Source organism: Streptomyces xylophagus (genome assembly GCF_000716435.1).
In the GTDB taxonomy this organism is placed as follows: Bacteria; Actinomycetota; Actinomycetes; order Streptomycetales; family Streptomycetaceae; genus Streptomyces; species Streptomyces xylophagus.
This window is the reverse complement of record NZ_JNWO01000007.1, coordinates 1,070,457-1,096,421: the sequence shown is the minus strand read 5'-3', so window position 1 is coordinate 1,096,421 and position 25,965 is coordinate 1,070,457. Positions and strand designations below refer to the sequence as shown.

The following is a 25,965-nucleotide window of genomic DNA, read 5'->3' as shown; positions in this document are numbered from 1 at the left end:
CATGCGGACGTTGGCGTACGGCTCGTGGCCCTCGCCCATCGACGCGGCCCTCGCCGCCGCGCACGACGGACATCCCGAGTACGTCGGTTTCGTCGGCGACGAGGCCTGGTGGACGGAACCCCGGCCCACCGAGGGCGGCCGCCGCACCCTGGTGCGCCGCCGCGCGGACGGCGCCGAGGAGTCGGTGCTGCCCGCCCCGTGGAACGTCCGCAGCCGCGTCATCGAGTACGGCGGACTACCGTGGGCCGGAGCCGTCCAGGACGGCCGACCCCTCGTGGTGTTCGTGAACTTCACCGACCAGCGCCTCTACCGCTACGACCCCGGCAGCGAGCCGCGCCCGCTCACCCCCGTGTCGCGGGTGGGCGACGGACTCCGCTGGGCGGAACCGCAGTTGCGCCCTGAGCCGGGTGAAGTGTGGTGCGTCCTCGAGGAGTTCACCGGCGACGGACCCGGCGACGTGCGACGCGTCCTGGCCGCCGTACCGCTGGACGGTTCCGCCGCCGAGAACCGGGACGCCGTACGCGAACTCACCGACGACCGGCACCGGTTCGTGTCCGGGCCGCGGGTGTCGCCCGACGGGCGGCGGGCGGCGTGGCTCGGCTGGGATCATCCGCGGATGCCGTGGGACGGCACGGAGTTGCTGCTCGCCGAGGTCGCGGACGACGGCACGTTCGGGGAGCCACAGGTCGTCGCGGGCGGGCCCGAGGAGTCGATCGCGCAGGTCGACTGGGGGTTCGACGGATCGCTGCTGTACGCCAGTGACCGCACCGGCTGGTGGAACCTGTACCGCGACCACCAGCCGCTGTGCCCGCGCGAGGAGGAGTTCGGCGGGCCGCTGTGGAAGCTCGGCCAGCGCTGGTTCGCGCCCCTGGAGAGCGGCCCGATCGCCGTCGTGCACGGCCGGGGCGCCACCGCGCTGGGGATCCTCGACCCGGAGACCGGCGAGGTCGTCGACGCGGCCGGACCCTGGACCGAGTTCGCGTCCACCCTCGCGGTGCACGGCGAGCGGATCGTCGGCGTCGGAGCCAGCCCACGCAGCGCCTACGAGGTCGTCGAACTCGACACCCGCACCGGCCGCGCCCGGGTGATCGGCGCCGCCCACGACGACCCCGTGGACCCCGCCCACTACCCCGAACCGCAGATCCGCACCTTCGCCGGCCCCGCCGGACGCGAGATCCACGCCCACATCTACCCGCCCCACAGCCCGAGTCGGTCCGCGCCGGGCGACGAACTGCCGCCGTACGTCATCTGGGCGCACGGCGGACCCACCAGCCGGGCGCCGCTCGTCCTCGACCTGGAGATCGCCTACTTCACCTCACGCGGCATCGGCGTCGCCGAGGTCAACTACGGCGGCTCGACCGGGCACGGCCGGGAGTACCGCAACCGGCTGCGCGAGCAGTGGGGCGTCGTCGACGTCGAGGACTGCGCCGCCGTCGCGCTGGCCCTCGCCGACGAGGGCACCGCCGACCGCGCCCGGCTCGCCGTCCGGGGCGGCAGCGCGGGCGGCTGGACCAGCGCCGCGTCCCTCGTGACGACCGACGTCTACGCCTGCGGCACCATCATCTATCCCGTCCTCGACCTGGCCAACTGGGGCTCGGGCGAGACCCACGACTTCGAGTCCCGCTACCTGGAGACCCTGATCGGACCCCTCGCCGAGGTACCCGCCCGCTACGCCGAGCGCTCACCCGTCGAGCACGCCGACCGCGTCACCGCGCCCTTCCTGCTCATGCAGGGCCTGGACGACGTGATCTGCCCGCCCGCCCAGTGCGAACGCTTCCTGGAGCGGCTGGCGGGCCGCCAAGTCCCGCACGCCTACCTCGCGTTCGCGGGCGAGGGCCACGGATTCCGCCGCGCCGACACCATGATCCGCGCCCTGGAGGCCGAACTCTCCCTGTACGCACAGGTCTTCCGCCTCGCCCCGCCCGGCATCCCCACCCTGGAGCTCACCACGTGACCCCACTCGTACGCCCGCACCGACTCGCCCCCGGCGCCCGCGTCGCCGTCGTCGCAACCAGTGGACCGGTGTCCGAGGAACGGCTGGAGGCCGGCCTCGACATCCTGCGCGGCTGGGACCTCGACCCGGTCGTGGCACCCCATGTGCTGGACCGGCACGGCGAGTTGGGCTATCTGGCAGGCACCGACGCCGACCGCGCGGCCGATCTGCAGAACGCCTGGTGCGACCCGACCGTGGCCGCCGTCCTGTGCGCACGCGGCGGCTACGGCGTGCAGCGCATCGTCGATCTGCTCGACTGGGACGCGATGCGGGCCGCCGGGCCGAAGGTGTTCGTCGGCTTCAGCGACCCCACCGTGCTGCAGCAGGCGTTCGCCACCCGGCTGGGACTGGTCACGCTGTACGGACCCGTCGCCGCGGGCGCCGACTTCATCAAGAACGCCCGCGCACAAGAGCACTTGAAGGCGACCCTCTTCGACCCGGAGTCCGTACGGACCATCCGGGCCGTCCCGACCGGGGGCGGCGCGCTGGTGCCGGGACGGGCCCGGGGCGTCACGCTCGGCGGGTGCCTGGCCCTGCTCGCCACCGACCTCGGCACCCCGCACGCGGCGGCCGGTGCGCGCGGCGGGCTGCTGCTGATCGAGGACGTCGGTGAACCGGCGTACCGCATCGACCGGATGCTGACCCAACTCCTGCGCAGCGGCTGGCTCGACGGCGTCGCGGGCATCGTCCTCGGATCGTGGGCGCGCTGCGGACCGTACGAGCAACTGCGCCCGGTGCTCGTCGACCGGCTCGGCGGGCTCGGCGTGCCGGTGGTGGAGGAGTTCGGGTTCGGGCACTGCGACGGGGCGCTGACCATACCGCTCGGCGTGAGCGCCGAACTGGACGCGGACACGGGCACGTTGACGCTGGACGAGCCCGCGCTGCGGTAGCCGCCCCCGCTTGTCGCGTCGCTGCCAAGAAACACCCCTTGTTCTCCGTCGGGTTGTCCTCAGTGTGGAGGTCCCTGTGTCCTGTCGTGCGCCCGGAATCCGCGCCGCGTTGGCTCTCACGCTCACCGCACCGCTGGTGCTCGCCGCACCGCTCGTCCTCGGCGGGCCCGCCGCCGCGACCGACCAATACACCGTCACCGCACTGAAGTTGACCGTCCGCGCGGGCGGGCGCGACTGCACGGTCGACGCCGACCTGTACCGGCCCAGGGGCGTGGACCGTGCCCACCCGGCGCCCGCCGTGCTGGCGACCAACGGCTTCGGCGGCAGCAAGTCCGACGGTTCGACGGAGGCGATGGGTAAAGACTTCGCGCGGCGCGGGTACGTCGGACTCGTCTACTCCGGGCTCGGCTTCGGCAAGTCGGGCTGCCTCATCTCGCTCGACGATCCGCGCATCGACGGGGCTGCCGCGTCGGGACTGATCGACTTCCTGGCGGGGACGCGGGCCGCCGACGACGGGACCAGGGCCGACTTCGTGACACTCGACGCGAAGGGGGACCCCCGGGTCGGGATGATCGGCGGATCGTACGGTGGTGCCATCCAGTTGGCGACGGCGGCCGTGGACCACCGGGTGGACGCGCTCGCCCCCCTGATCACCTGGAACGACCTGGCCTACTCCCTGGACCCCAACAACGCGGTCGGCAACGGCAGTCGGGCCGTGCCCGGCGCCTTCAAATGGCAGTGGACCAACGGCTTCTACCTCATCGGCGAGACCCAGCCCCTGACCGTACCGAGCCTCGACCCGACCCGGATCAACTCCCTCACCTGTCTGCACTTCGTCAGCGAGGCCTGCGCCATAATCCGCACCCTGAACTCCGGGAGCTACCCGGCGAAGGCGACGGCCGACCTGCTCGCCTACGCGCACAGCGTCTCGCCGGTGTCGTATCTGAACCGGGTGAAGGCGCCGACGCTGCTCGTCCAGGGCCAGGCCGACAGCCTGTTCGACCTCAACGAGGCGACGGCGACGTACAAGACGCTGAAGGCGCAAGGGACGGCCGCGAAGATGATCTGGCAGTCGTGGGGTCACAGCGGCGGGATGACGAACCCGGCGCCCGGCGAACTCGACCTGAGCCAGGGCGATTTGGGGTCCAGCTACGTCGGCCGGCGCATCCTGGCGTGGTTCGACCGATATCTGCTCCAGCGGAAGAGTGCGGACACGGGACCGGCGTTCGCCTACTACCGCGACTGGATCACGGACCCGGCGGACACCTACGCCACGGCGGACCGACTCCCGGCACTCGACGAGAAGTTGTACCTCTCCGGCGACGGCAAGCTGGTGGACGACCGGGCGAAGGTGACGCGCGGCAGCCGTGGCTACGCCAACTGGCTTGTTCCCACGAGCCATTCGGAGAACTCGCTGAGCGCGATGATCGGCCTGCCGGACCCGGCGCCGTACGACACGAAGGGCACGTATCTGGGCTGGACCAGTGAGCCCCTGACCCGTACGACGGACGTCGTCGGTGCCCCGAAGGCGACGCTCAAGGTCGTCTCGCCGAAGGCGCGGCACACTCAGAACTCCGGCGACGCCGCCGACAACCTGGTCCTCTTCGCCAAGCTCTACGACCTCGCGCCCGACGGCACCCAGACCCTTGTCCACCGGTTGGTCGCCCCTGTCCGCGTGCCGGACGTGGCGAAGAGCTTCACGGTCGGTCTGCCGGGGATCGTGCACCGGTTCGCGAAGGGGCACCGGCTGCGGTTCGTGATCGCGGCGAGCGACGACGCGTACACCGGCAACCGGGGGATCAAGCCGGTGACCGTGGTCAGCTCGCCGAAGGACACCGGGGTGCTGGAGTTGCCGGTCGTCGGCGGCTGAGCCACGCAGGCCACCCGGGGGCATCTCTTCACCGTGCGTGATGGTGGATTCGGGCTCACCCTGGAGGCATGAGCCCGAAGACCACCGAGAGCGGCGGCAGGACCGGCGGGCGGGAACGTGTGCTGACGCCCGCCCGGATCACTGTTCTGCTGCTCGCCGTCCTGGCCCTGATCTTCATCTTCGAGAACACCCGTGCCACAAAGATCCGCCTGCTGATCCCCGAGGTCACCATGCCCCTGTGGATGGCGCTGCTGGGCACGGCGATCATCGGCGCCCTGTGCGGTTGGTATTTCATGCGCCGGCGTCGCTAGCCCGCACTAGGGTGACGGGATGCCGCACACCGCATCCCGTTATCTCGCCGAGGGCCCCCGCGTGGGGATACGACACTTCACCTACGAGGACGGCGCCGAGTTCACCGCGCGTGCTCGGGAGAGCAAGGATCTGCACCAGCCGTGGCTGTTCCCGCCGGCGAGCGGGGACGCGTACACCGCTTATGCGGGGCGGCTGATCCAGGATCCGTCCAAGGTCGGGTTCCTTGTGTGCGAGCTGGACGGCGGGGGCATCGCCGGGTTCATCAACATCAACAACATCGTCGAGGGCGGGTTCCAGTGCGGTGCGCTGGGATACGGCGCCTTCGCGCACGCGGCCGGGCGCGGGCTGATGCGCGAGGGGATGAACCTCGTGGTGGGGCACGCCTTCGGGCCGATGCGGCTGCACCGGCTGGAGATCAACGCGCAGCCCGGCAACGCCGGGTCGGTCGGTCTCGCCCGCAGCTGTGGGTTCCGGCTCGAGGGCTTCTCGCCGAACATGATCTACATCGACGGCGCGTGGCGGGACCACGAGCGCTGGGCGATCACCGCCGAGATGCGGACTTCCGGTTGACCTTCATCGTGTCCAGGTCCGTGACCGTCGACTTCAGATCGCGGAAGCCGTAGCCCAGACCGTGCAGCGCGGTCTCGGCGCGGTCCTCCGCGAGCGCCGCCGCCATCTCCGCGCCGTCCGCCGCGTCCGACACCACCACGTACCGCCACGAGAAGTGCTTGAGCGGCGAGGGTTCGTAGCTGAGCGAGCCCTCCTCGGTGAACCGCATGCTCAGCATCCCGTGCTCCGCGGCCTCGCCCAACAGCCGCTCCCGCGCCTCGTCCGTCAGCGCGTCCCAGGTGCCCCGGACGATCACCCGGTACGTGTGCTGCTCGCTCATCCGGCGTTCCACTCCTGTGCTCGGGTCATTGCAGGGGCGACTCTACGTCGACGAGGATCGACCGCATGCGGAATTTCGTGGTGCTCGACGCCCCCTCGAACCTGGGCCTGCGCCCACCCGCCCCCGGCACGGTCCCCGGTTGCTACAAACTCGCGGGCGCCCTGCGCGACCAGCACATCGTGCGGCGACTGAACGCGCGGGAGGGTGGGGTCGTCGTCCCGCCGCGCTATGACCTGGGGGAGTGGAAGGAGGGCGACGGCGTGTTCAACGCGGCTGCCCTCGCCACGTACACCCGGCAGCTCGCCGACCGTATCGAGCACCACATCCGCGCCGGGGACTTTCCCGTCGTGCTCGGCGGCGACTGTTCCATCCAGCTCGGTGCCTCCCTCGCGCTGCGCCGGATCGGACGGTACGGACTCGCTGCGGTGGACGCCTCGCCCGACTTCCGGCATCCGGGCAACTCCGACCGGATCGGTGCGGCGGGAGGCGAGGAGGTCGCGCTCGCCACCGGGCGCGGCCAGGACGACCTGACCGACCTGGAGGGGCTGAAGCCGTATCTGCGCGACGAGGACATCCGACTCCTCGGAATCCGCGACTACTTCGAGGACGACCGGGCCGAACTCGCCGCTCTCAAGATCCCCGTCGTCACCGTCGGCGAGCTCCGCGAAGAGGGCCCCGACACCCTCGCCCGCGCCACCGCCCAGTCCTTCGCATTCCCCCAACTCGACGGATTCTGGGTCCACTTGGACGCCGACGTCCTCGACCCGTCCGTCATGCCCGCCGTCGACAGCCCCGACCCGGACGGACTCCTGCCCCACGAACTCGTGGCCCTCCTGCGCCCGTTGCTGGCCTCCCCGCACTGCGTCGGCCTCAACATCACCATCTACGACCCCGATCTCGACCCCGAGGGCAGCGCGGGCGCGCTCCTCGCCGACCTCGTCGTCTCCGCCTTTGCGGAATCCTGACCCGTAGTGCCCCTGGCCACCGCACCGGTTGCCGGGTTCCATGGTGATCGTGACGACGATCCGACGTGAGGTACTGACCCTGCCCACCGCCGAGTTGGGTCCGGACAACCCGCTGCCCCCACTGCGTCCCCTCGACGAAGCACACCGCATCGACGACCGGGACCGCGAGGAACTGCCGCGCGACATGGCCCGCCAGGTCGGCTACGAACCCCTGCGCAGCCTGCTCCCCACCCGCGTCCGCGACGGCTACGACAGAGACCGCGCACCCCGCCGGATCGACGCCCTCGTGATCGAGAACGACCGGCTCCGCGCCACCGTGCTGCCCGCCCTCGGCGGCCGGATCGCCTCCCTCGTCCACAAGCCCACCGACCGTGAACTCCTGTACCGCAACCCGGTGTTGCAGCCCGCCAACTTCGCCCTCAACGGCGCCTGGTACTCCGGCGGCATCGAGTGGAACATCGGCGCCACCGGCCACACCACCCTCTCCTGCGCACCCCTGCACGTGGCCCGCGTCCCCGCCCCCGACGGCGGCGAGATGCTCCGCCTGTGGGAGTGGGAACGACTCCGCGACCTCCCCTTCCAGGTCGACCTCTGGCTCCCGGACGGCTCCGACTTCCTCTACGTCGGCGTCCGCATCCGCAATCCGCACGAGAGGCCGGCGCCCACCTACTGGTGGTCCAACATCGCGGTACCGGAGGAACGCCGGGTCCTCGCACCGGCGTCGGAGGCCTGGCACTTCGGGTACGAGCGGCAACTGCGCCGGGTGCCCGTGCCGTCGTACGACTCAATGGACCGGACGTATCCCCTCAACAGCCCTTTCGCCGCCGACTACTTCTACGAACTGCCGGACGGGCGGCGGCGCTGGATCGCCGCGCTCGACGCGGACGGGCACGGGCTGGTGCAGACGTCCACCGATGTGCTGAGGGGCCGCAAGCTGTTCGTGTGGGGCACGGGCAGCGGCGGCCGGCGCTGGCAGGAGTGGCTCACCGAGCCGGGGACCGGCGGCTACTGCGAGATCCAAGCGGGCCTGGCCCGCACCCAGTTGGAGCATGTGCGGCTGGACCCGGAGAGCGAGGTGTCCTGGCTGGAGGCGTACGGGCCGCTCGACGCCGAGGCGGAGGGGGAGTGGTCCACCGTCGTGGACGGTGCCGAGGCCCGGCTCGAAACCGCTCTGCCCCGCGCCGACTTGGACGCCGCCTACACCGCCTGGAAGCCGTACGCCGACACCGAACCCGGTGAGATCCTCGCCACCGGTTCCGGCTGGGGCGCCCTCGAAGTCCTGCGCGCCGACTGGAAGTTGCCCGGCACGCCCTTCGAGGAGTCCACGCTCGGTGAGGCGCAGGCGCCCTGGGCGGAGCTTGTGCGGAGCGGTGTGCTGCCCGAGCCGCGCCGGGTACGGCCGCCCGGCGAGACGCTGGTCGCCTCGCACTGGCGGGACATGCTGGAGACCGCGCCCGCCACCCCGCTCACCGAGTACCACCTCGGCGTCGCGCAGTGGCACGCCGGCGATCGGGCGCAGGCGGTGCGCAGTTGGGAGCGGGCTCTCGAACTCGCTCCGTCCCTATGGCCGTTGCTGCGCTGTCTCGCCGTAGCCGATCAGGAGGCGGGGAACCACGAGCGGGCCGCCGACCGGTACAACGAGGCCTTCGCGGACCTGTGTCACGAGCGGCGGGACGCCGGGGAGCGGTGGACCGCCGCCACGGCCGCGCTCGGGCGTGAGGCCGTCGAGGCGTTGCTGCGGGTGCGGCGGACGGCGGACGCCCGCGCCGTGTGGGAGATGCTGCACCCCGTCACCCGGGAACGCGGCCGATTCCTGCTGCTCCAGGCCGAGTTGCTGCTCGCGGAAGGGCGGCGCGACGACGCCTGGGCGGTCTTCGCCGACGGCTTCGAGGTCGCCGACCTGCGCGAGGGCGCCGAGTCGATCGGCCGGCTGTGGGCCCGGCTCACCGACGAACCACTGCCGGCGCGCTACGACTTCCGGATGCGGCCGGGATCGTCCTGAGACGAACCGTGGACCGGCCGGTCAGCCGCGCCGGTCCACGTACTCGTACACCGTCCCGTCCGGATGCACCGCGATCAGATTGCGGCCCACCGGCGTCGCCAGCGGGCCCGCGACGACCCGGGCACCGAGTTCGGTGAGGAGCGTGTGCGCCTCGTCGACGTCCTTGACGGCGATCGTCGCCGCGACCTTCCGCAACACCTCCATCTCCGCCTCGGGCCCGCTCATCAGCAGGAAGAAGCCGACCGCGGCCACCGACACCCCACCGCGCTCGAACCGGAGCGCCGAGGCGCCCGTGAGGCGTTCGTAGAAGGGGACGGCGGTCTCCAGGTCGTCGACGCAGATACGCAGCGTGGCTCCCAGAATGTCCATACGGACGAGCCTAGTTGGGAAGACCGGGTGTCGTGGTGAGGACGGCCCGCTACCAGCGGTACCAGCGTCCCCTGCCGCCGCTCGCCGAGGTGCCGCGCACCAGGAAGCCGAGCAGCCACACGGCGAGCACGATCAGCGCCACCCACCAGAGGATCTTCAGCGCGAAGCCGGCGCCGAAGAGGATCAGCGCCAACAGAAGGACGATCAGGATCGGAACCATGTGTGTAACCTCCTGACCGCCCGACTGCCCCCGAATCCGCGGATCAGGCGTCCTTACGGCACAGGATCTCCCCGTGCAGCACGGCGAACCAGCCGTCCTCCTGCTTCCCCCACTCCCGCCACGCGTCGGCGATGGCGTGCAGCTGCTCGGGGGTCGCGTGACCGCCCTCGATCGCGATCTCCGCGTACGAGGACGCGACGGTACGGTCCGCCCACAGGCCGCTCCACCACGCCCGCTCGTCCGGAGTGTGGAACGTCCAGGTGCTCGACGTGGTCGTGATGTCCGTCAGCCCCGCCTGCAGCGCCCACGATTTGAGACGCCGTCCGGCGTCCGGCTCGCCCCCGTTGGCGCGGGCCACCCGCTGGTACAGGTCCAGCCAGTCGTCCAGCCCCGGCACCTCCGGGTACCAGGTCATCACCGCGTAGTCCCCGTCACGGGCCGCGATGTACCCGGTCGGTTTGGTCACCCGCTTCATCTCCCGCAGCGCCTGCACCGGATCGCCCACGTGCTGGAGCACCTGATGGGCGTGGACCACGCAGAACGTGTCGTCCGGGTAGTCCAGTGCGTGGACGTCGGCGACCGCGAAGTCGACGTTCGTCAGGCCGCGTCGGTCGGCGGTGGCGCGGGCCTGGTCCAGGATGCCCGGCTCGCGGTCGACAGCGGTGACACGCCCGTCCGGGACCAGCGCCGCCAGGTCCGCGGTGATGGTGCCGGGGCCGCAGCCGATGTCCAGGATCTGCATGTGCGGCTTCAGCGAACCGAGCAGGTAGGCGGCGGAGTTGGCGGCGGTTCGCTGGGTGTGCGATCGCAGTACGGACTCGTGGTGCCCGTGTGTGTAGACAGCGGTCTCCTGCGGCTTCGGCATGGCTCTACCTACCCCTTCGCGGCGGCTTCTTCGTCGTATGAACGAAGGTACGCGCGCATGCCGAATAATGAGACCCACGTTTTACGATGTGGACTGACGGGTGATCAGGGACTCCGTCAGTGGGCGGTAGACCGTCAGCGCCTCGGGCAGTTCCTCCAAGGTCAACTCCCCTCCCACGTCGGTGACTTCGCCGTCGAACGCGAGGAGTGTGCCGGGCGCGAGACCGGTCAGGCGTAGTCGGTGGACCTGGGCCGCCGCATGGGCGGGGGAGCGGGTGAAGGGGCCCGCGAGGGCCGCCGCGAGCAGGCGCAGCGCGGGCCTGCGACCGCCGTGCACGACGCGGATGTCGAGGCGTCCGTCCGCCAGGTCGACCCGGCGGCCCGAGGCGATCCCCATCCGGTGATAGGTGCCGTTGCCGACGAACAGCAGCCACAACGGGCGGGTACGGCCGCCGAGTTCGGCCTTCAGCGGATGCCGGTCGGCGCGCAGCACGCGCAGCGCCGCGACGACCCCCGCGGGCCAGCCGCCGATCCGGGGTGCCCAGTGCTCCCGCTCGCGCACCAGCTCCGGATAGACGCCCAGGCTCAGGGTGTTGAGGAAGATGCCCCGGGTGGCGCCGGACGTGAAACGGCCGACGTCCACGCGCACGGCGTCGCCCTGTTTGATCGCCCGGCTCAGATCGCGGGGGCCCTCCACGCCGAGGTCGTAGGCGAAGTGGTTGAGGGTGCCGCCGGGGAGGACCGCGAGGGGCAGGCCGTGGCGCAGGGCGACCTGGGCCGCCGCGTTCACCGTGCCGTCGCCGCCGCACACCCCGAGGACCCGGGCACGGGTCGCCGCCTTCTCCAACTCGGCCTGTATGTCGGCCGGTTCACAGGCGACGAGCTCCGCGCCGGGCAGCGCGTCCGTCAGCGCGTCCGCCCGGTCGGCGGTGCCCGACGCCGAGTTGACCACCATGACCAGGCCCTCGCCGTCCTCCAGCGCCGGGACCTCGGCACGGGCACGGGCAGGCGGAACGATCTGCCCGCGGGTCGGCACCATGCCGCGCACCGCGAACGCCGCGCACGCGCCGAGGGCGGCGCCCGCCAGCACGTCGCTCGGGAAGTGGACGCCGGTGTAGACGCGGGACAGGGCGACCGACACCGCGATCGGGGCCACGACCGCGCCCCAGGCCGGCGACTCCAGGGCCACACCGGTCGCGAAGGCCGCCGCCGACGCCGCGTGACCGGACGGGAACGAGGTGGTGATCGGCTGCCGCTTCAGCTGCCGCACCATGGGGACAGGGTCCAGGGCGGGCCGGTGCCGGCGCACGGTCCGCTTGCCGATCGTGTTGATGGTGAGCGAGGCCACGGTCAGCGAGGCGAGGCCCCGGGCGGCGGCCCGGCGGGCGCGCGGAGTACGGCTCGCGGCCACCGCGGCGGCCGTCGCGTACCACAGCACGCCGTGGTTGGCACTCCGGCTCAGCCGCGGCAGCACGGGCTCACCGGCGGGCCAGTGCCGCTCGGCCGCCACCTCGAAGAGACGGGAGTCCAGGGAGATCAGCCATGCACGCAGGGCGTGGCGGCCGGGCAGGGGGACCGTGAGGTCGACGTCAGGGCTCATGCGCTGCCGGGTACCCTGAAATGGCCGTTTGCTGCCCGGCGGACCATCGGCGAACCGAATCCACCGTCGGCCAACCGTTTCGTTCCGACCACCGGCGGACTGTTTCTTCGGAGGACCCCCGCATGCGCCTGCTCCTCATCCGCCACGGCCAGACGACGGCCAACGTGGACTATCTCCTCGACACGGCCGTCCCCGGCGCGGAGCTGACCGACCTCGGCCGCCGCCAGGCCGCCGCCCTCCCCGAGGCACTCGTCGACGAGGACATCGAGGCCCTCTACGCCTCCACCCTGATCCGCACCCAGCACACCGCGGCCCCGCTGGCCGCCGCCCGCGGCCTCGACGTACGCGTCCGGGACGGCATCCGGGAGCTGTCGGCCGGTGACCTGGAGATGCTGCCCGGCGACACGGAGCCCGGCCACGAGTACATGCGGATCGTGTTCGCGTGGGCCGCCGGTGACACGGAGCTGCGGATGCCGGGCGGCGAGAGCGGCACCGAGGCCCTCGCCCGCTACGACGGTGTGATCGCGGAGGCCGCGGACAGCGGCGCCCGCACCGTCGCCATGGTCAGCCACGGCGCCGCGATCCGGATGTGGACGGCCGCCCGCGCCGACAACGTCGACGTGCCCTTCGCCGCCGCCCGCCCGCTGGAGAACACCGGCATCGTGATTCTGGACGGCTCCCCGGCCGACGGCTGGAAGGCCCTGTCCTGGGAAGGTGCCGCCGTGGAGGCCGCCGGACCGGGCACGGACGGCGGCCCGACGGGACAGCCGCTCGACGCGGACCAGAAGCCCTAGCGAAGCCGTTGTGAAGCCTTCGCGGGCACAATAAGCGTTTGCCCGGCCGCGAGGCCGCCCCACAGAATGCGTGGTCATGGGACATCTGGAAGCCGCACACCTCGAGTACTACCTCCCCGACGGGAGGCCGCTGCTCGGCGATGTGTCCTTCCGGGTCGGCGAGGGCGCCGTGGTCGCCCTGGTCGGGCCCAACGGCGCCGGCAAGACGACCCTGCTGCGGCTGATCTCCGGCGAACTGAAACCGCATGGCGGCACGGTCACCGTGAGTGGCGGCCTGGGCGTGATGCGCCAGTTCGTGGGCTCCGTACGCGACGAGACGACCGTACGGGACCTGCTCGTGTCGGTCGCACCGCCGCGCATCCGCGAGGTCGCGCGCGAGGTCGACAAGGCCGAGCACGGCATCGTGACCGTCGACGACGAGGCGGCCCAACTCGCCTACGCGCAGGCCCTGTCCGACTGGGCCGAGGTGCACGGCTACGAGTTCGAGACCCTGTGGGACATGTGCACCATGGCCGCGCTCGGAGTGCCGTACGACAAGGCGCAGTTCCGGCAGGTCGGCACCCTCTCCGGCGGTGAGCAGAAGCGGCTCGTCCTGGAGGCGCTGCTGCGCGGCTCCGACGAGGTGCTGCTGCTCGACGAACCCGACAACTACCTCGACGTACCCGGCAAGCGCTGGCTGGAGGAGCGGCTCAAGGAGACCCGCAAGACGGTCCTGTTCGTCTCCCACGACCGTGAACTCCTCGCCCGCGCAGCCGAGAAGATCGTCTCCGTGGAACCCTCGCCGACCGGCGCCGACGCCTGGGTGCACGGCGCCGGCTTCGCCACCTACCACGAGGCCCGGCGTGAACGCTTCGCCCGCTTCGAGGAGTTGCGCCGCCGCTGGGACGAGAAGCACGCCCAGCTGAAGAAGCTCGTCCTGAATCTCCGTCAGGCGGCCTCCATCAGCCATGAGTTGGCGTCCCGCTACGCCGCCGCCCAGACCCGCCTGCGCAAGTTCGAGGAGGCGGGCCCGCCGCCCGAGCCGCCGCGCGAGCAGGACATCACCATGCGCATCAAGGGCGGCCGCACCGGCGTAAGGGCCGTCACCTGCAAGGGACTTGAGCTCACCGGGCTGATGAAACCCTTCGACCTGGAGGTCTTCTACGGCGAACGCGTCGCCGTCCTCGGCTCGAACGGCTCCGGCAAGTCGCACTTCCTGCGCCTGCTCGCCGGCGACGACGTGCAGCACACGGGGGAGTGGAAGCTCGGCGCGCGCGTCGTGCCCGGCCACTTCGCGCAGACCCACGCCCACCCCGAACTCCAGGGCCGCACCCTCCTCGACATCCTGTGGAAGGAACACGCGCAGGCCCAGGGCCCCGCCATGTCCCGACTGCGCCGCTACGAGCTCACCGGCCAGGCCGAGCAGAGCTTCGACCGGCTCTCCGGCGGCCAGCAGGCCCGCTTCCAGATCCTCCTTCTGGAACTCCAGGGAGTCACCGCGTTGCTCCTCGACGAGCCCACCGACAACCTCGACCTGGAGTCCGCGGAAGCCCTCCAGGAGGGCCTTGAGGCCTTCGACGGGACCGTGCTCTCCGTCACGCACGACCGCTGGTTCGCCCGCTCCTTCGACCGCTATCTGGTCTTCGGCAGCGACGGCAAGGTCCGCGAGAGCACCGAGCCCGTGTGGGACGAGCGGCGGGTGGAGCGCGCGCGGTAGTTCCCTTTGTACGGAGGTCGCGGGGCTTGTACGGAGGTTGCGGGGCCGGAATGCCGGAATGTTCGTAGAGTGGCCTTAAGGACCGTGAGACTCGACGAGCGGGGCACACCATGACCGGAGTCGACCCTGCGCGCCTGGACGATTCCCAGCTCATGAAGGAGCTGGAGACCATCCACCGCACGCGCCACGACACCCTGCTGTACGGCTCGAACGACGCGCTGCGCGCCCACAACGACCGCATGGCCGGGCTGGAGGGCGAGTATCTGCGCCGCCATCCGCGCCGCCTCGTGGCCCCCGGCCGTACCCGGCAGGGGGCACGCGAGCGGGACTGAGCGGTGCGTGTTTGTGCCTTGAGGTCGGGGGCAGGCGAACGTTCAGCGCTGGATCGCAAACGCGTTCCCACCGACGGTGACCGTCCAACCCGGAGCATGCTCAAGGGAGTTGTGACGCACCATGCCCAGCACCATGTCCTCTCGCACGAACACGAAGCGTCATTCGCACCATGACGCCCCCGACACGGCGGAGGCGTTCCGCACGCTCGCCGCACTTCCTCCCGGCCCGCAGCGCGACACCGTCCGCGAGCGGATCGTGGAGGCCTGGCTGCCCATGGCCGACCGGCTCGCCGGGCGGTTCCGCAACCGGGGCGAGAACACCGAGGACTTACGACAGGTCGCCGCCCTCGGTCTGGTCAAGGCCGTCGACCGGTACGACCCCGAGCGCGGCAAGGCGTTCGAGAGTTACGCCGTGCCGACCATCACCGGCGAGATCAAACGGCACTTCCGTGACCACATGTGGACCGTGCATGTGCCGCGGCGGGTGCAGGATCTGCGGAACCGGGTGCGGGTCGCCGGGCAGGAGTTGGCGCAGACCGTGCCGGGGCGGCGGCCCACGGTTTCGGAGATCGCCGCGCAGGCGTGTCTCTCCGAGGAGGATGTGCGGGCCGGGCTGGAGGCGCTGGAGAGTTTCAGCGCGTTGTCGTTGGACGCGGATGCCTCCGGCGGTGGGGACGGGTATGCGTTGGGCGACGTTCTCGGGTCGGCTGATCCGGCGTTGGATGTCGTGGCGGACCGGGAGGCTGTGAAGCCGAGGCTTGCTGCGCTGCCTGAGCGGGAGCGGGAGATTCTGTACCTGCGGTTCTTCGGGGACATGACGCAGAGCCGGATCGCGGAGGAGTTCGGGATTTCGCAGATGCATGTGTCTCGGTTGATCAGTCGGTGTTGTCGGCGGATTCGGGAAGAGGTGCTGCAGGAAGTTGCCTGAGTGCGGGCCGGTGGGGGCTGGTCGCGCCCACGCGGCGGAGCCGCAAATCGACACAGCCCCGCGCCCCTGACGGGGCGCCGCAGCTGGCCTGTGTTCACTCGCTCGGGCCTCGCCGCGCGCGGCTCTCTCCTTACCGGGCTTCGATGGTGTTGCCGCCGTCCTCGGTCTAAGGAGCACCGCTCATGCGCCGCACCGCACTCGCCCTGTCCGTCGTCGCCCTTGTCGGGGGCGCCGCCGGACCGGCCGTGGCCGCTGATCCGGCCGCCGAGGTCAGTCCGAGCAGCGTGCAGGCGGGTGGGAGCGTCACCGTCTCCGTCACCTGCGAGGGGATCGGGGGGACCGCGGCCGACACCATCGACGCCACGTCCCAGGGTTTCGACGGCGGGACCGTCCAACTGCAACGCGTGCCCGGCAACGACGACCGGGCCGCCGGGGCCGCCTACCGGGGCACCGCGCGGATCTCCGACGGTGACGGGGGCGGGCGGGACTCCGCGTGGACCGTGGACGGAACCTGTCCGGGGCAGGCCGGGGGACAGGGGCGGCCCTGGAGCGCGACCTTCAGCGTGGAGCGCGGGGCCGGGCAGCCGCCGTGTCAGGAGCCGCGGGGCGATTCCTGCGCCGGTGCCGCCGTGATCGAGCGCGGGGTGCGAGCGGGGGAGGGCGGTACCTTCACCGACTCCGTGCCGGCGCTGGTCGCCGGGGGTGTGCTGATCGCGGGTGCGTGCGGTGGTGCCGTGTACCGGCTGCGCAGGCGGACTCCGGGACACTGAGGGCACGACGAGGACACGGCACGGCACGAGCGACTGCGCGGAGGCACCATGCGGCAGGCGGACGCGGTAGGCCAGGGACCCGTCCGTTACGGGCCGGTCTTTCCCGACGACGGACTGCCCGTCCTGCCGGAACTGGCCGCCGTCCTTGCCGCCGCCGCGAGCCGCACCGAGGAACAGCCGGTCGGCGGCGCCCCCGCCCTGCTCGACGCCGCGAGCGGCTACTTCGAGCGCCGGGGACTGCCCGCCGACCCCGCGCGCGTGGCCGCCGCCCCCGGTGCCCCCGCGCTGCTGGTCGCGCTGACCGCCGCGCTCGGCGGTGACGTCCTGGTGCCCAGACCCTGCGCCGCCTGGTGGGCGCCGTACGCGCGCCTGTTGGGCAGACCCGTGTTCCATGTGGGCACCCCGGCCGAGTGCGGCGGGGTGCCCGATCCGTACGCCCTGCTGGAGACCGTGCGCCGGGTCCGGGACGAGGGCGGTGACCCGCGCCTGCTCGTGCTGTCCGTCGCCGACGACCCCACCGCCACCGTGGCGCCGCCCGAGGTCATGCACGAGACCGTCGAGGCCGCCGCCGCCGAGGGCCTGCACCTGGTCAGCGACGAGACCTGGCGCGACACCCTGCACGCACCCCGGCGCACCATGCTGCTCAGCCCCGCCGAGATGCTGCCCGACAAGGTCACCGTCGTCACCGACCTCGCCGGCGCGCTCCTCCCGTCCGGCTGGCCGGCCGCCGTCGCCCGCTTCCCCGCCGGCCGCGCCGGGAACGCGCTCCACGCGCGCGTGCTCGACGTCCTCACCGCACTCGGCGCCCGCATCGCCGCACCCGTCGCCGCCGCGGCCGGCCACGCCCTCGGCGAACCCCCGCCCGTCATCGCCCGCCGCGACACCGCCGTACGCCTTCACGCGCGCGTGGCCGCCGCCGCGCACGCTGCCGTCACCGGGGCGGGCGCGTTCTCCCGGCCGCCGCAGGCGGGACGCCATCTGTACGTCGACCTCGGGCCGTTGCGCCACGCGCTGACCCCGCAGGGCGTGGGTGACGCGCAGGACCTGGAGGAGTTCCTCACCGCCCGGCTCGGCATGCCCGCCCCTGGAGGCCATCGCTTCGGCGACGACCTGGGCGCGCTGCGGGTACGGCTGTCCACCGGACCGCTGCTGGGCCGAACCGACGAGGAACGCGCGGAATGCCTCACGTCACCCGTGCCGTTGGAACTGCCACACGTGCAACGCGCGTTGATGTCCTTGAGGTCGATCTTCGACGATCTCCGCGACGACGCTCAGCGATGGGAGCCTCCTCGATGACGCAGCAGTCCGAGTCGACCACCACCAGCAGTACGACCACGCGTGAAACCGCCGACCCGATGCCCCCGTTCGCCCCGTCCTCCCCGCCGCTCGCCGAACCCCGCCCCCTCGGCGAGCGGCGCGTATGGCCCCGGACCTTCCACGACCGGCTCACCGCCCCGCTGCCCGGCCTCAAGGCCTTCGCCCGCTTCGCCCGCGAGGGCTCCGTACGGCCCCGCCCGGAGGGCCTCGCCGACATCCCCCGACTCCCGTTCGCACCCGAACCACTGCCCCAGGTCGACGCGTTGACCGTCGCCGTCACCTGGGCGGGACACGCCAGCTGGGTGGTGCGGATCGGCGGCCTGACGATCCTCACCGACCCGGTCTGGTCCCGCCGCATCCTCGGCACCCCGGCCCGCATCACCCCAGTAGGCGTTGCCTGGGAGGCACTCCCGCCGATCGACGCCGTCGTCATCAGCCACAACCACTACGACCACCTCGACGCCCCCACCCTGCGCCGACTCCCGCGCCACACCCCGGTGTTCGCGCCGGCCGGCCTCGGCAGCTGGTTCCGCCGCCGCAGATTCACCCGCGTCACCGAACTCGACTGGTGGGAAGCGGCCCAACTCGACGGCGTCCGCCTCGACTTCGTACCCGCCCACCACTGGTCCAAGCGCAGCCTCACCGACACCTGCCACTCCCTGTGGGGCGGTTGGGTGATGACAGCACCCGACGGCCAGCGCATCTACTTCGCGGGCGACACGGGCTACGGCCACTGGTTCTCACGTATCGGCCGCCGCTATCCGGGAATTGACCTGGCCCTCCTCCCCATCGGCGCCTACGACCCACGCTGGTGGCTGAGCGACGTCCACTGCGACCCGGAGGAGGCGGTGCGGGCCGTACAGGATCTGGGGGCGCGACGGATGGCTCCGATGCACTGGGGCACGTTCGTCCTGTCGGCAGAGCCGGTCCTGGAGCCGCTGACGCGGGTGCGGGCGGCCTGGGAACAAGCGGGCCTGGCCAGGCAAGACCTGTGGGATCTACCGGTGGGAGCTTCGAGAGTGCTGGCTGAGACCCCTTAGGGGCGCGGGGCTGTGTCGAATTGCGGCTCCGCCGCGGGGCGCGCCCAGCCACACACGACCCGCACCCCGCAACGCAACATCAACTGGCAGCCCGAACCCGCCGCCACAAACTTGGCGCCACACTGATCACCACGGTCAACACAACCGCCGCCACAACCCCCTCCCACGGCTCCGGAAACAACGAACCCCCAAGGATGCCGATCAGCTGGTACGTCACGGCCCACGCCAGACACGCGGGCGCATTACCCCGGGCGAACCGGCGGATCGGCCACTCCGCCATCAGACACGCCAGCATCACCGGAATACGCCCCGCCGGCACCAGCCGAGACAGCACCAGCACCGTCACCCCATGGTCGGCCAGCTTCTCCTGGGCCTGCTCCAGCCGATCCTGCGGAGCCCGCGCACGGATCGCCTCCAGCCACCGCGACCCGTTCTTCGACCCCATCCCCCGCCGCCCCAGCCAGTACAGCGCGACGTCCCCGAGAAACGCGGCCAGCGAAGCCGTGACGAAGACCAGCGCCAGCGCGAACGGCGCCGTCTGGTGAAACGCGACCACCGCCGCCGAACTCACCAGCGCCCCCGTCGGAATCACCGGCACCAGCGCCCCGAACAGCACCAGCAGGAACAACGACGGGTAGCCGATGGCCTGTTGGGTGGACTCGGGCGACGTCGTGGCGGTCGCGGACAGCGCGTCCGCGATCCAACTCACCGGGCGACCTCCGGGCGCACGCTCTCCCCGTGTCCGAGCCGGTGCACCGAAACCGAGGGCGCGAGCTGCGCCGCGATCCGCACGAACTCGTCGCCCGGCGTGTGGAATTCGTGCGGGCGCACCGCGTCCATCCCGATCGGCCAGTACGTGCCGTAGTGCACCGGCACCGCACTGCGCGGCGAGAGTCGCGCCAACGCCTGGGCCGCGCGTCCCGCGTCCAGATGCCCCTCGCCGAGATACGGACCCCAGCCGCCGACCGGCAGCAGCGCCACGTCGACCGGCCCGACCTCCTTGGCCATGTCGTCGAACAGCCCGGTGTCCCCGGCGAAGTAGGTGCGCGCCTCGCCCTCGACGACGTAGCCCAGCGCGGGGGAGCGGTGCGGTCCGACCGGCAGCCGCCTCCCGTCGTGCCGCGCGGGCACGGCCCGTACGACCAGGTCACCGACCAGCGTCTGGTCGCCGGGGGCCACCTCGTCGATCCGCAGCTGCCGGAGCCGGCGCAGTCCCGGTACCGCGCGGAGTGCGCCCCGGGGCACGAGCAGGCGCGTGCCCGGGGCGAGGGCGGCGAGCGAGGGAAGGTGTAGGTGGTCGGCGTGCAGATGGGAGACGAGCGCCAGGTCCGCGCGCCGGGCCTCGGGCGGCGGCACCGCGCCCCGGCGGCGTCGTAGATGCGCGAGTCGGCGGGCGAACAGGGGGTCGGTGAGGACGCGTATGTCCGAGTCCTCGATCGTGCAGCTGGCGTGACCCCACCAGGTGATCTCCACCGGCACCTTCTTTGCCTCCTTCGCGCGACTCCCCCGAAGCCTACGGGCAGGAGTAGGGTCGGCGGCGAAACCCGGAGGTGAGGGGGACGCCATGGGACAGGTACGCGGTGCCTCGGGTATGCCCTCGCGGCTTCGGGTGACGGCGATCGCCAGCCTGACGCCGCTGGAGGAGCTGGACGACGACCCCTTCCTGGTCGACTCCCGCAGCCAGCACGCGATGTGTGCCCGCTGGGCCGCCGACCACGGCTATGTGATCGCCCGCGAGCTTCTGGTGCGCGGGCTGCGCCCCGACCACTGCGCGCTGTGGGACGGTGTCCGGCCCGGTCTCGACCTGTTCGTCGCCCCCAGCCGCCGGGTCCTGGAGAGCGCGCTGTCCTCCGTCGACGAGTTCACCGACGAGTGCGCGCGACGCGGGGTGCGGATCGAGACGGTCGGCCGCGCGGAGCCCTCCTACGACGCCCAGATGAAGGCCAGCGTGCACCGACGGCTGTCCATGCCGACGGCGGGCTACGACGGCCGGTGACATCTGGACCGTTCCACCCGTTGTGACAAGGTGGGTGGAGGCCCGCCAGGTCGTCGGGCCAGGGACGTGAGGTGTACGGGGCGTGGGTGGAGCGCGTTGGCGGCGGCTCGCCAGTCAGGTCGGGCGGAGCATCGCGGTGTGGGCGGTCTCCACGGTCACCATGCTGGTGCTCGCCGGGATTCTGCCGGACTTCAAGCTCCAGTCGGCGGACGGCGACAGCGCCACCCGGATCGGGGTCACGGCCGCGCTCGGCGCCGGTGCCTTCGGTGTGCTGTCGGCCCTCGTCTGGCCGCTGCTGGTACGGCTGTTGCTGCTCGTGCCCGCGCTCGTCCTCGGCCTCCTCGTCTTCGTGCTCAACGGCTCGCTGCTGCTGATCGCCCTGCGCATCAATCCCGACGGCGGACTGCGTGGCCAGGTCGCCCCCGAGACCGCCGTGGTCGTCGCCGCCGTCATGTCCGCCGTGGCCTCCGCGACCGGCGGTGCCCTGGCCGTCCGCGACGACGACGCCTACCGCCGTCGCCTCTACCGCCTCGCCGACCGCCGCCGCAGAGCCCTGCCCCCCGGCCCGTCCTCGCCCGGCACCGTCTTCCTGCAACTCGACGGCGTCGGCCACGACGTGCTGCTCGCAGCCGTGGCCAGGGGCCTGATGCCGACCGTCGCGAAGCTCCTCGGCGGCGACCGCCCAAGCCACCGCCTCACCCCCTGGCGCACCGACTGGTCCAGCCAGACCGGCGCCAGCCAGCTCGGCATCCTGCACGGCTCCAACCACGACATCCCCGCGTTCCGCTGGTACGAGAAGGACACCGGCGAGGTGATGGTCTGCAACCGCCCGACCAGCGCCGCCGAACTCCAGCGCCGCGCCGTCGAGTTCACCGGCGACGGCGGCCTCCTCACGCTCGACGGCGCCAGCCGGGGCAACCTGTTCAGCGGCGGCGCCGACGAACAGGCCCTCGTCCTGTCCATCGCCATCCGCCGCCGGGGCCGCGAAAACCGTTCCCGCGCTGGCTACTTCGCCTACTTCTCCGACCCCGCCAACGCCGTCCGCACCGCGATGTCCTTCGTCGCCGAAGTCGGCCGCGAGATCGGCCAGTCGACCCGCAGCCGCCTTACCAAGCAGCGCCCCCGGATCAAGCGCGGCGGCCTCTACCCCCTCGTCCGCGCCTTCGCGACCGTCGTCGAACGGGACGTCGTCGTCGCCGCCGTCATGGGCGACATGCTCGCCGGCCGCACCGCCGTCTACGCCGACCTCGTGGCCTACGACGAGGTCGCCCACCACTCCGGACCGCGCAGCCGCGACGCCGCCAAGGTCCTCCAGCGTTTGGACCGTTCCCTCGCGTTGATCGAGAACGTCGCCGAGCACGCCCCGCGGCCGTACCGCATCGTCGTCCTCTCCGACCACGGGCAGAGCCCCGGCGAAACCTTCCAGGGCCGCTACGGCCTCACCCTCGGCGACCTGGTCCGGGCGGGCTGCGGGCTGCCCGTGCCGCGCCGGGCCCGCCGCACCCACAGCGGCGCCGAGGCCCGCGCCGCCGTCCGCGCGGCGCTGCGCAGGCCCGCCAAGGACGGCGACGAGCGGCAGGTCCACGCCGGCCGCCACTCCGAGCCGATCGTGCTGGCCTCCGGCAACCTCGGTCTGGTCTCCTTCCCGGACGTGCCGCACCGGATGACCAAGGAGGAGATCGACGCCCGCCACCCGGCACTGCTGACGACCCTCGCCAACCACCCGGGCGTCGGCTTCGTCCTGGTCCGCAGCGAGGAGCACGGCGGACTCGTCCTGGGCGCGCACGGTGCCGAACTCCCGGTGGCCGAACTCGACGACAAACAGGGCCCGTTGGCGGACTTCGGCCCCGGCGTCGCGGACGCCGTCCGGCGCACCCACTCCTTCCCGCACACCGCCGACATCATGGTCAACTCCTGGTACGACCCGGCCGAGGGCGAAGTCCTCGCCTTCGAGGAGCAGATCGGTTCGCACGGCGGCCTCGGCGGCTCCCAGGGCAAGCCGTTCCTGCTGTCGCCGCACGCCTTCTCCGCGCCGGTCGACGACGGCGAGGATCTAGTCGGCGCGGAGCAGGTGCACCGGGTACTGCGGCGCTGGCTGCGGGAGTGCAACGGACCCCAAGTCCCGCTGACGGCCGAGCAGGAGGAGCGGGCCGCCTGAAAATGGGCTGCGCCGGGTGGGTCGTAGGCACACACTGGGGGCATTGGAGCGCGTTTGCGCCCTTGTCGAACCCCCTTGAGGAGAGCCTCTTTTGCAGGCTGCCGTCACTGTCACGCCCGCTCGCATACCGGAGTTGCTGCTCGGCCTCGCGACCGTCCGCCCCGTGTTCCTCTGGGGCGCGCCCGGCATCGGAAAGTCGTCCCTGGTAAGGGAGTTCGCCCAGTCTCTGGGGCTTGAGTGCGTCAGCCTGCTGGGTACGCAGCTCGCGCCCGAGGATCTGATCGGTGTGCCGCAGATCCGTGACGGGCGGTCGGTGTTCTGCCCGCCGGAGGCGATCGCGCGGGACGAGCCGTACTGCCTGTTCCTGGACGAGCTGAACGCGGCGACGCCGGATGTGCAGAAGGCGTTCTACTCGCTGATCCTGGACCGCCGGATCGGCAGCTACGAACTCCCCAAGGGCTCGATCGTGATCGGCGCGGGCAACCGGGCGACCGACAACGCGCTGGCCCGCCCGATCGCGTCCGCGCTGATCAACCGGCTCACGCACGTCCACCTGGAGGCGTCCCCGAAGGACTGGCTCGTGTGGGCGGCGGGCAACGGCATCCACCCGTGGATCCTGGACCACCTCACCGACCGCCCCGACCACCTGTGGTCCAAGCCGCCGAAGACGGAAGAGCCCTTCTCGACACCGCGCTCCTGGCACATGCTCTCGGACGCGCTGGGTTCCTTCGGGCCCGACCTCGACGAGGACACCCTCAAGGTCATCGCCCACGGCACGCTGACGCCCGCCCACGCGGTCGCGTTCTGCGGTTACGTCAAGATCGTGCGCAGCCGGTTCGGCATCGAGGCGATCATCAAGGGCGACGCGCGCTGGCCGCACCGCCCGGAGGACCGCGACCTGCTGTACTACCTCGCCGAGTCCTTCCGGGGCCGGCTCGTCAAGGAACTCCCGGTCAGCAAGGAGCACTTGTCGGCGAACGGTTTGCAGACCGCGTACCGCGCCAAGTCGCTGCTCGTGCAGCTCGCCGAGATCTCTGTGGAGGTCGCGCAGAGCGTCATCGCCCCGGACACCGACGGCAATCCGCTGCTGCCCGCCTGGTTCCTGGTCGAGGCGGCCCGTGACATGCCCCGGCTGGTCGAGGCCCGGCAGTGAGCCGCACCCGGGGCAACAAGGGGAAGCCCAAGAAGGATCTCGCGGCCGAGGCCTTCGAGGAGGGGCTGCGGCTGGTGCGGGCCAACCGCGCGCTCGCCGCCATCGGCTTCAGCACCTGCCGCCGGGACGACTGCCCCCGCACGCCCCACACCGGTCTGGTACGCGTCGATTCCAACGGCGTGCTGCACGTCCACCCCACCCGGCGGGCCGAACCCGCCGAATGGGCCTGGGCGATCGCACACTGCATCATCCACCTGGGCTTCGGCCATGTCCCGGCCGCGCCGAAGCTCCGCGACCAGCCCGACGGCCCCGCCCTGGCGGCCAACTGCGCCGTCGTCAACCGCTTCCTGCTCGGATTCCCCATCGGCGTCACCCCCGAGGACCTGCCCGCCGCCTACCCCGGCGGCGACGAGGACCAACTCGCCGCCGGCTGGCGCCGCGACGGCGTCCCGCCCCTCTACGAGCGTTGCGGCACGGCGGGCGGCGAACCGGACCAAGTGCTCGTGCCGTGGGACACCTGGCAGGGCGGCAAGGCCCCGGACTGGCAGCTGAACTTCGCGAACGCCCTCACCCGTACCGTCGCGACGGCCATGGACGTGGCGGGCGGCCGCCGTGCCTCGATGCGCGGCGGACCCACCCGACTCCAGCCCTGGGAACGGGCGTTGAGCTGGTTCGTCTCCTCCTACCCCCTTCTCGGCGGCATTGCGGCCGGCATCACCCTCGTCGCCGACGCCGAGCTCGCCCGCGCCCACGGCATCTCCGTCGCCGCCGTCGACACCGAGGCGGCCGAGATCTACATCAACCCGCTGCGCCAACTCGACGACGAGGAATGGCGGTTCGTCCTCGCGCACGAGATGCTGCACGCCGCCCTGCGTCACGGCGACCGCTGCGGCACCCGTGACCCGCTCCTCTTCAACATCGCCGCCGACTACGTCATCAACGGCTGGCTGTGCGAGATGGACATCGGCACGATGCCCGAAGGGCTGCTGTACGACCCGGAGTTGAAGGACCTCTCCGCCGAGGAGGTCTACGACCGGATCGCCGGCGACCTGCGCCGCATGCGCCGCCTGGCCACCCTGCGGGGCAAGGGCGCCGGCGACATCCTCGGCGGCCCGCTCGGCAGCGCCCGCGACTACGTGGACCTCGACGAGTTCTACCGGCGCGGCCTCGCCCGCGGCCTGGACCTGCACCAGCAGCACGAACGCGGCTACCTGCCCGGCGGGTTGGTCGAGGAGATCCGCGCCCTGAGCCATCCGCCGCTGCCGTGGGACGCGCAACTCGCCCGCTGGTTCGACGAGTTCGTGCCCCGCCCGGAGCCCGTGCGGTCCTACGCCCGCCCCTCGCGCCGCCAGTCCTCCACCCCCGACATCCCGCGCGCCGGGCGGTACTTCCCGCCCGAGGAGGTCGCCCGCTGCACCTTCGGCGTCGTCCTCGACACCTCCGGCTCCATGGACCGCACCCTCCTCGGCAAGGCGCTGGGCGCGATCGCCTCGTACGCCGAGGCCCGTGACGTACCGGCCGCCCGGGTCGTGTTCTGCGACGCGGCCCCGCACGACGCGGGCTATCTGCCGGTCACGGACATCGCCGGCCGGGTGCGCGTCCACGGGCGCGGCGGCACCGTCCTGCAACCCGGGATCGACCTGCTGCACCGCGCGGACGACTTCCCGCCGGGCGCGCCCGTCCTCGTCATCACGGACGGCTGGTGCGACGTGCTGCGGGTGCGCCGCGAACACGCCTATCTGATCCCGCAGAGTGCTCGCCTGCCGTTCACCCCGCGTGGGCCGGTCTTCCGGGTGCGCTGAGCACG

Annotated in this window: 25 protein-coding genes; 18 read left to right on the top strand and 7 right to left on the bottom strand. The window is 72.0% G+C overall.

Annotated features, from left to right (window positions below; translation table 11 throughout):
- The first annotated feature begins 1 nt into the window (after position 1).
- The 5 genes from OO70_RS19760 (at position 2) to OO70_RS19740 (ending at position 5,635) form a co-directional block, all read left to right on the top strand.
- Positions 2-1,954, top strand: coding sequence for a prolyl oligopeptidase family serine peptidase (locus OO70_RS19760; protein ID WP_043672853.1), 1,953 nt, complete (start codon positions 2-4; stop codon positions 1,952-1,954).
- On the top strand, positions 1,951-2,883 hold the full coding sequence (locus OO70_RS19755; protein ID WP_043672376.1) for a S66 peptidase family protein: 933 nt from the start codon (positions 1,951-1,953) through the stop codon (positions 2,881-2,883). Before OO70_RS19760 ends, OO70_RS19755 begins: the two co-directional genes overlap by 4 nt.
- A 76-nt stretch (positions 2,884-2,959) precedes the next feature.
- On the top strand, positions 2,960-4,753 hold the full coding sequence (locus OO70_RS19750; RefSeq protein WP_078651453.1) for a CocE/NonD family hydrolase: 1,794 nt from the start codon (positions 2,960-2,962) through the stop codon (positions 4,751-4,753).
- Between the two features lie 68 nt (positions 4,754-4,821).
- Positions 4,822-5,064 (top strand): LapA family protein, encoded by a 243-nt coding sequence (locus tag OO70_RS19745; RefSeq protein ID WP_043672369.1) that lies wholly within the window; start codon positions 4,822-4,824, stop codon positions 5,062-5,064.
- Between the two features lie 19 nt (positions 5,065-5,083).
- Positions 5,084-5,635 (top strand): GNAT family N-acetyltransferase, encoded by a 552-nt coding sequence (locus OO70_RS19740; RefSeq protein ID WP_043672365.1) that lies wholly within the window; start codon positions 5,084-5,086, stop codon positions 5,633-5,635.
- Here the strand turns inward: OO70_RS19740 and OO70_RS19735 are convergent.
- Positions 5,607-5,954 carry a DUF6204 family protein gene (locus tag OO70_RS19735; RefSeq protein WP_043672363.1) on the bottom strand — a complete coding sequence of 116 codons (348 nt, stop codon included), beginning with the start codon at positions 5,952-5,954 and terminating at the stop codon, positions 5,607-5,609. The two genes, OO70_RS19740 and OO70_RS19735, sit on opposite strands and share 29 nt — an antisense overlap.
- 65 nt (positions 5,955-6,019) lie before the next feature.
- Here OO70_RS19735 and OO70_RS19730 point away from each other — a divergent pair, with 65 nt between their 5' ends.
- Together OO70_RS19730 and OO70_RS19725 are read left to right on the top strand one after the other, a co-directional pair.
- The gene (locus tag OO70_RS19730) at positions 6,020-6,919 is read left to right on the top strand and encodes an arginase family protein (RefSeq protein WP_043672361.1); all 900 of its coding nucleotides are present in this window, start codon (positions 6,020-6,022) and stop codon (positions 6,917-6,919) included.
- A gap of 40 nt (positions 6,920-6,959) precedes the next feature.
- Positions 6,960-8,921, top strand: a complete 1,962-nt coding sequence (locus OO70_RS19725; protein WP_043672358.1) for a DUF5107 domain-containing protein — start codon at positions 6,960-6,962, stop codon at positions 8,919-8,921.
- 21 nt (positions 8,922-8,942) lie between these two features.
- Here the strand turns inward: OO70_RS19725 and OO70_RS19720 are convergent, their stop codons facing one another.
- From OO70_RS19720 to OO70_RS19705, 4 genes are all read right to left on the bottom strand, one after another.
- Complete coding sequence (locus tag OO70_RS19720; RefSeq protein WP_043672355.1) at positions 8,943-9,290, bottom strand: VOC family protein; 348 nt, start codon at positions 9,288-9,290, stop codon at positions 8,943-8,945.
- Between the two features lie 49 nt (positions 9,291-9,339).
- Positions 9,340-9,510 (bottom strand): hypothetical protein, encoded by a 171-nt coding sequence (locus OO70_RS19715; RefSeq protein ID WP_043672352.1) that lies wholly within the window; start codon positions 9,508-9,510, stop codon positions 9,340-9,342.
- A gap of 43 nt (positions 9,511-9,553) precedes the next feature.
- Entirely contained in the window at positions 9,554-10,375 is an 822-nt protein-coding gene (locus tag OO70_RS19710) for a class I SAM-dependent methyltransferase (RefSeq protein WP_043672349.1), read from the bottom strand.
- A gap of 81 nt (positions 10,376-10,456) precedes the next feature.
- Positions 10,457-11,974: a bifunctional phosphatase PAP2/diacylglycerol kinase family protein gene (locus tag OO70_RS19705; RefSeq protein WP_043672346.1), complete on the bottom strand. Its 1,518-nt coding sequence runs from the start codon at positions 11,972-11,974 to the stop codon at positions 10,457-10,459.
- Positions 11,975-12,096: 122 nt separating this feature from the next.
- Here OO70_RS19705 and OO70_RS19700 point away from each other — a divergent pair, with 122 nt between their 5' ends.
- The 7 genes from OO70_RS19700 to OO70_RS19670 all read left to right on the top strand — a co-directional run bounded on the left by OO70_RS19700 (position 12,097) and on the right by OO70_RS19670 (position 18,851).
- Complete coding sequence (locus OO70_RS19700; RefSeq protein WP_043672343.1) at positions 12,097-12,768, top strand: histidine phosphatase family protein; 672 nt, start codon at positions 12,097-12,099, stop codon at positions 12,766-12,768.
- A 76-nt stretch (positions 12,769-12,844) separates the two neighbouring features.
- On the top strand, positions 12,845-14,464 hold the full coding sequence (locus tag OO70_RS19695) for an ABC-F family ATP-binding cassette domain-containing protein (protein WP_043672340.1): 1,620 nt from the start codon (positions 12,845-12,847) through the stop codon (positions 14,462-14,464).
- Positions 14,465-14,574: 110 nt separating this feature from the next.
- On the top strand, positions 14,575-14,796 hold the full coding sequence (locus OO70_RS19690; protein ID WP_043672337.1) for a DUF6158 family protein: 222 nt from the start codon (positions 14,575-14,577) through the stop codon (positions 14,794-14,796).
- 133 nt (positions 14,797-14,929) lie between these two features.
- The gene (locus tag OO70_RS19685) at positions 14,930-15,724 is read left to right on the top strand and encodes an RNA polymerase sigma factor SigF (protein WP_043672850.1); all 795 of its coding nucleotides are present in this window, start codon (positions 14,930-14,932) and stop codon (positions 15,722-15,724) included.
- Positions 15,725-15,906: 182 nt separating this feature from the next.
- Positions 15,907-16,494 carry a hypothetical protein gene (locus OO70_RS19680; protein WP_043672333.1) on the top strand — a complete coding sequence of 196 codons (588 nt, stop codon included), beginning with the start codon at positions 15,907-15,909 and terminating at the stop codon, positions 16,492-16,494.
- 48 nt (positions 16,495-16,542) lie between these two features.
- Positions 16,543-17,790 carry an aminotransferase class I/II-fold pyridoxal phosphate-dependent enzyme gene (locus tag OO70_RS19675; protein ID WP_043672330.1) on the top strand — a complete coding sequence of 416 codons (1,248 nt, stop codon included), beginning with the start codon at positions 16,543-16,545 and terminating at the stop codon, positions 17,788-17,790.
- Positions 17,787-18,851: an MBL fold metallo-hydrolase gene (locus OO70_RS19670; protein WP_043672326.1), complete on the top strand. Its 1,065-nt coding sequence runs from the start codon at positions 17,787-17,789 to the stop codon at positions 18,849-18,851. Before OO70_RS19675 ends, OO70_RS19670 begins: the two co-directional genes overlap by 4 nt.
- A 79-nt stretch (positions 18,852-18,930) precedes the next feature.
- On the opposite strand, the gene OO70_RS19665 is transcribed toward OO70_RS19670, so the two are convergent.
- Together OO70_RS19665 and OO70_RS19660 are read right to left on the bottom strand one after the other, a co-directional pair.
- A complete protein-coding gene (locus OO70_RS19665; protein WP_043672323.1) occupies positions 18,931-19,560 on the bottom strand; it encodes a DedA family protein in 630 nt (209 codons plus the stop codon).
- The gene (locus OO70_RS19660) at positions 19,557-20,330 is read right to left on the bottom strand and encodes an MBL fold metallo-hydrolase (RefSeq protein WP_043672319.1); all 774 of its coding nucleotides are present in this window, start codon (positions 20,328-20,330) and stop codon (positions 19,557-19,559) included. The genes OO70_RS19665 and OO70_RS19660 overlap by 4 nt, the downstream gene beginning before the upstream one ends.
- A gap of 85 nt (positions 20,331-20,415) precedes the next feature.
- Between OO70_RS19660 and OO70_RS19655 the strand changes: the two genes are divergently transcribed.
- From OO70_RS19655 to OO70_RS19640, 4 genes are all read left to right on the top strand, one after another.
- Positions 20,416-20,847 carry a hypothetical protein gene (locus tag OO70_RS19655; RefSeq protein ID WP_051741374.1) on the top strand — a complete coding sequence of 144 codons (432 nt, stop codon included), beginning with the start codon at positions 20,416-20,418 and terminating at the stop codon, positions 20,845-20,847.
- Positions 20,848-20,929: 82 nt separating this feature from the next.
- Positions 20,930-23,005 (top strand): phage holin family protein, encoded by a 2,076-nt coding sequence (locus OO70_RS19650; RefSeq protein WP_078651452.1) that lies wholly within the window; start codon positions 20,930-20,932, stop codon positions 23,003-23,005.
- A 91-nt stretch (positions 23,006-23,096) separates the two neighbouring features.
- Complete coding sequence (locus OO70_RS19645; RefSeq protein ID WP_043672313.1) at positions 23,097-24,158, top strand: ATP-binding protein; 1,062 nt, start codon at positions 23,097-23,099, stop codon at positions 24,156-24,158.
- A complete protein-coding gene (locus OO70_RS19640) occupies positions 24,155-25,960 on the top strand; it encodes a vWA domain-containing protein (protein WP_043672309.1) in 1,806 nt (601 codons plus the stop codon). Before OO70_RS19645 ends, OO70_RS19640 begins: the two co-directional genes overlap by 4 nt.
- The last annotated feature ends 5 nt before the right edge of the window (positions 25,961-25,965 follow it).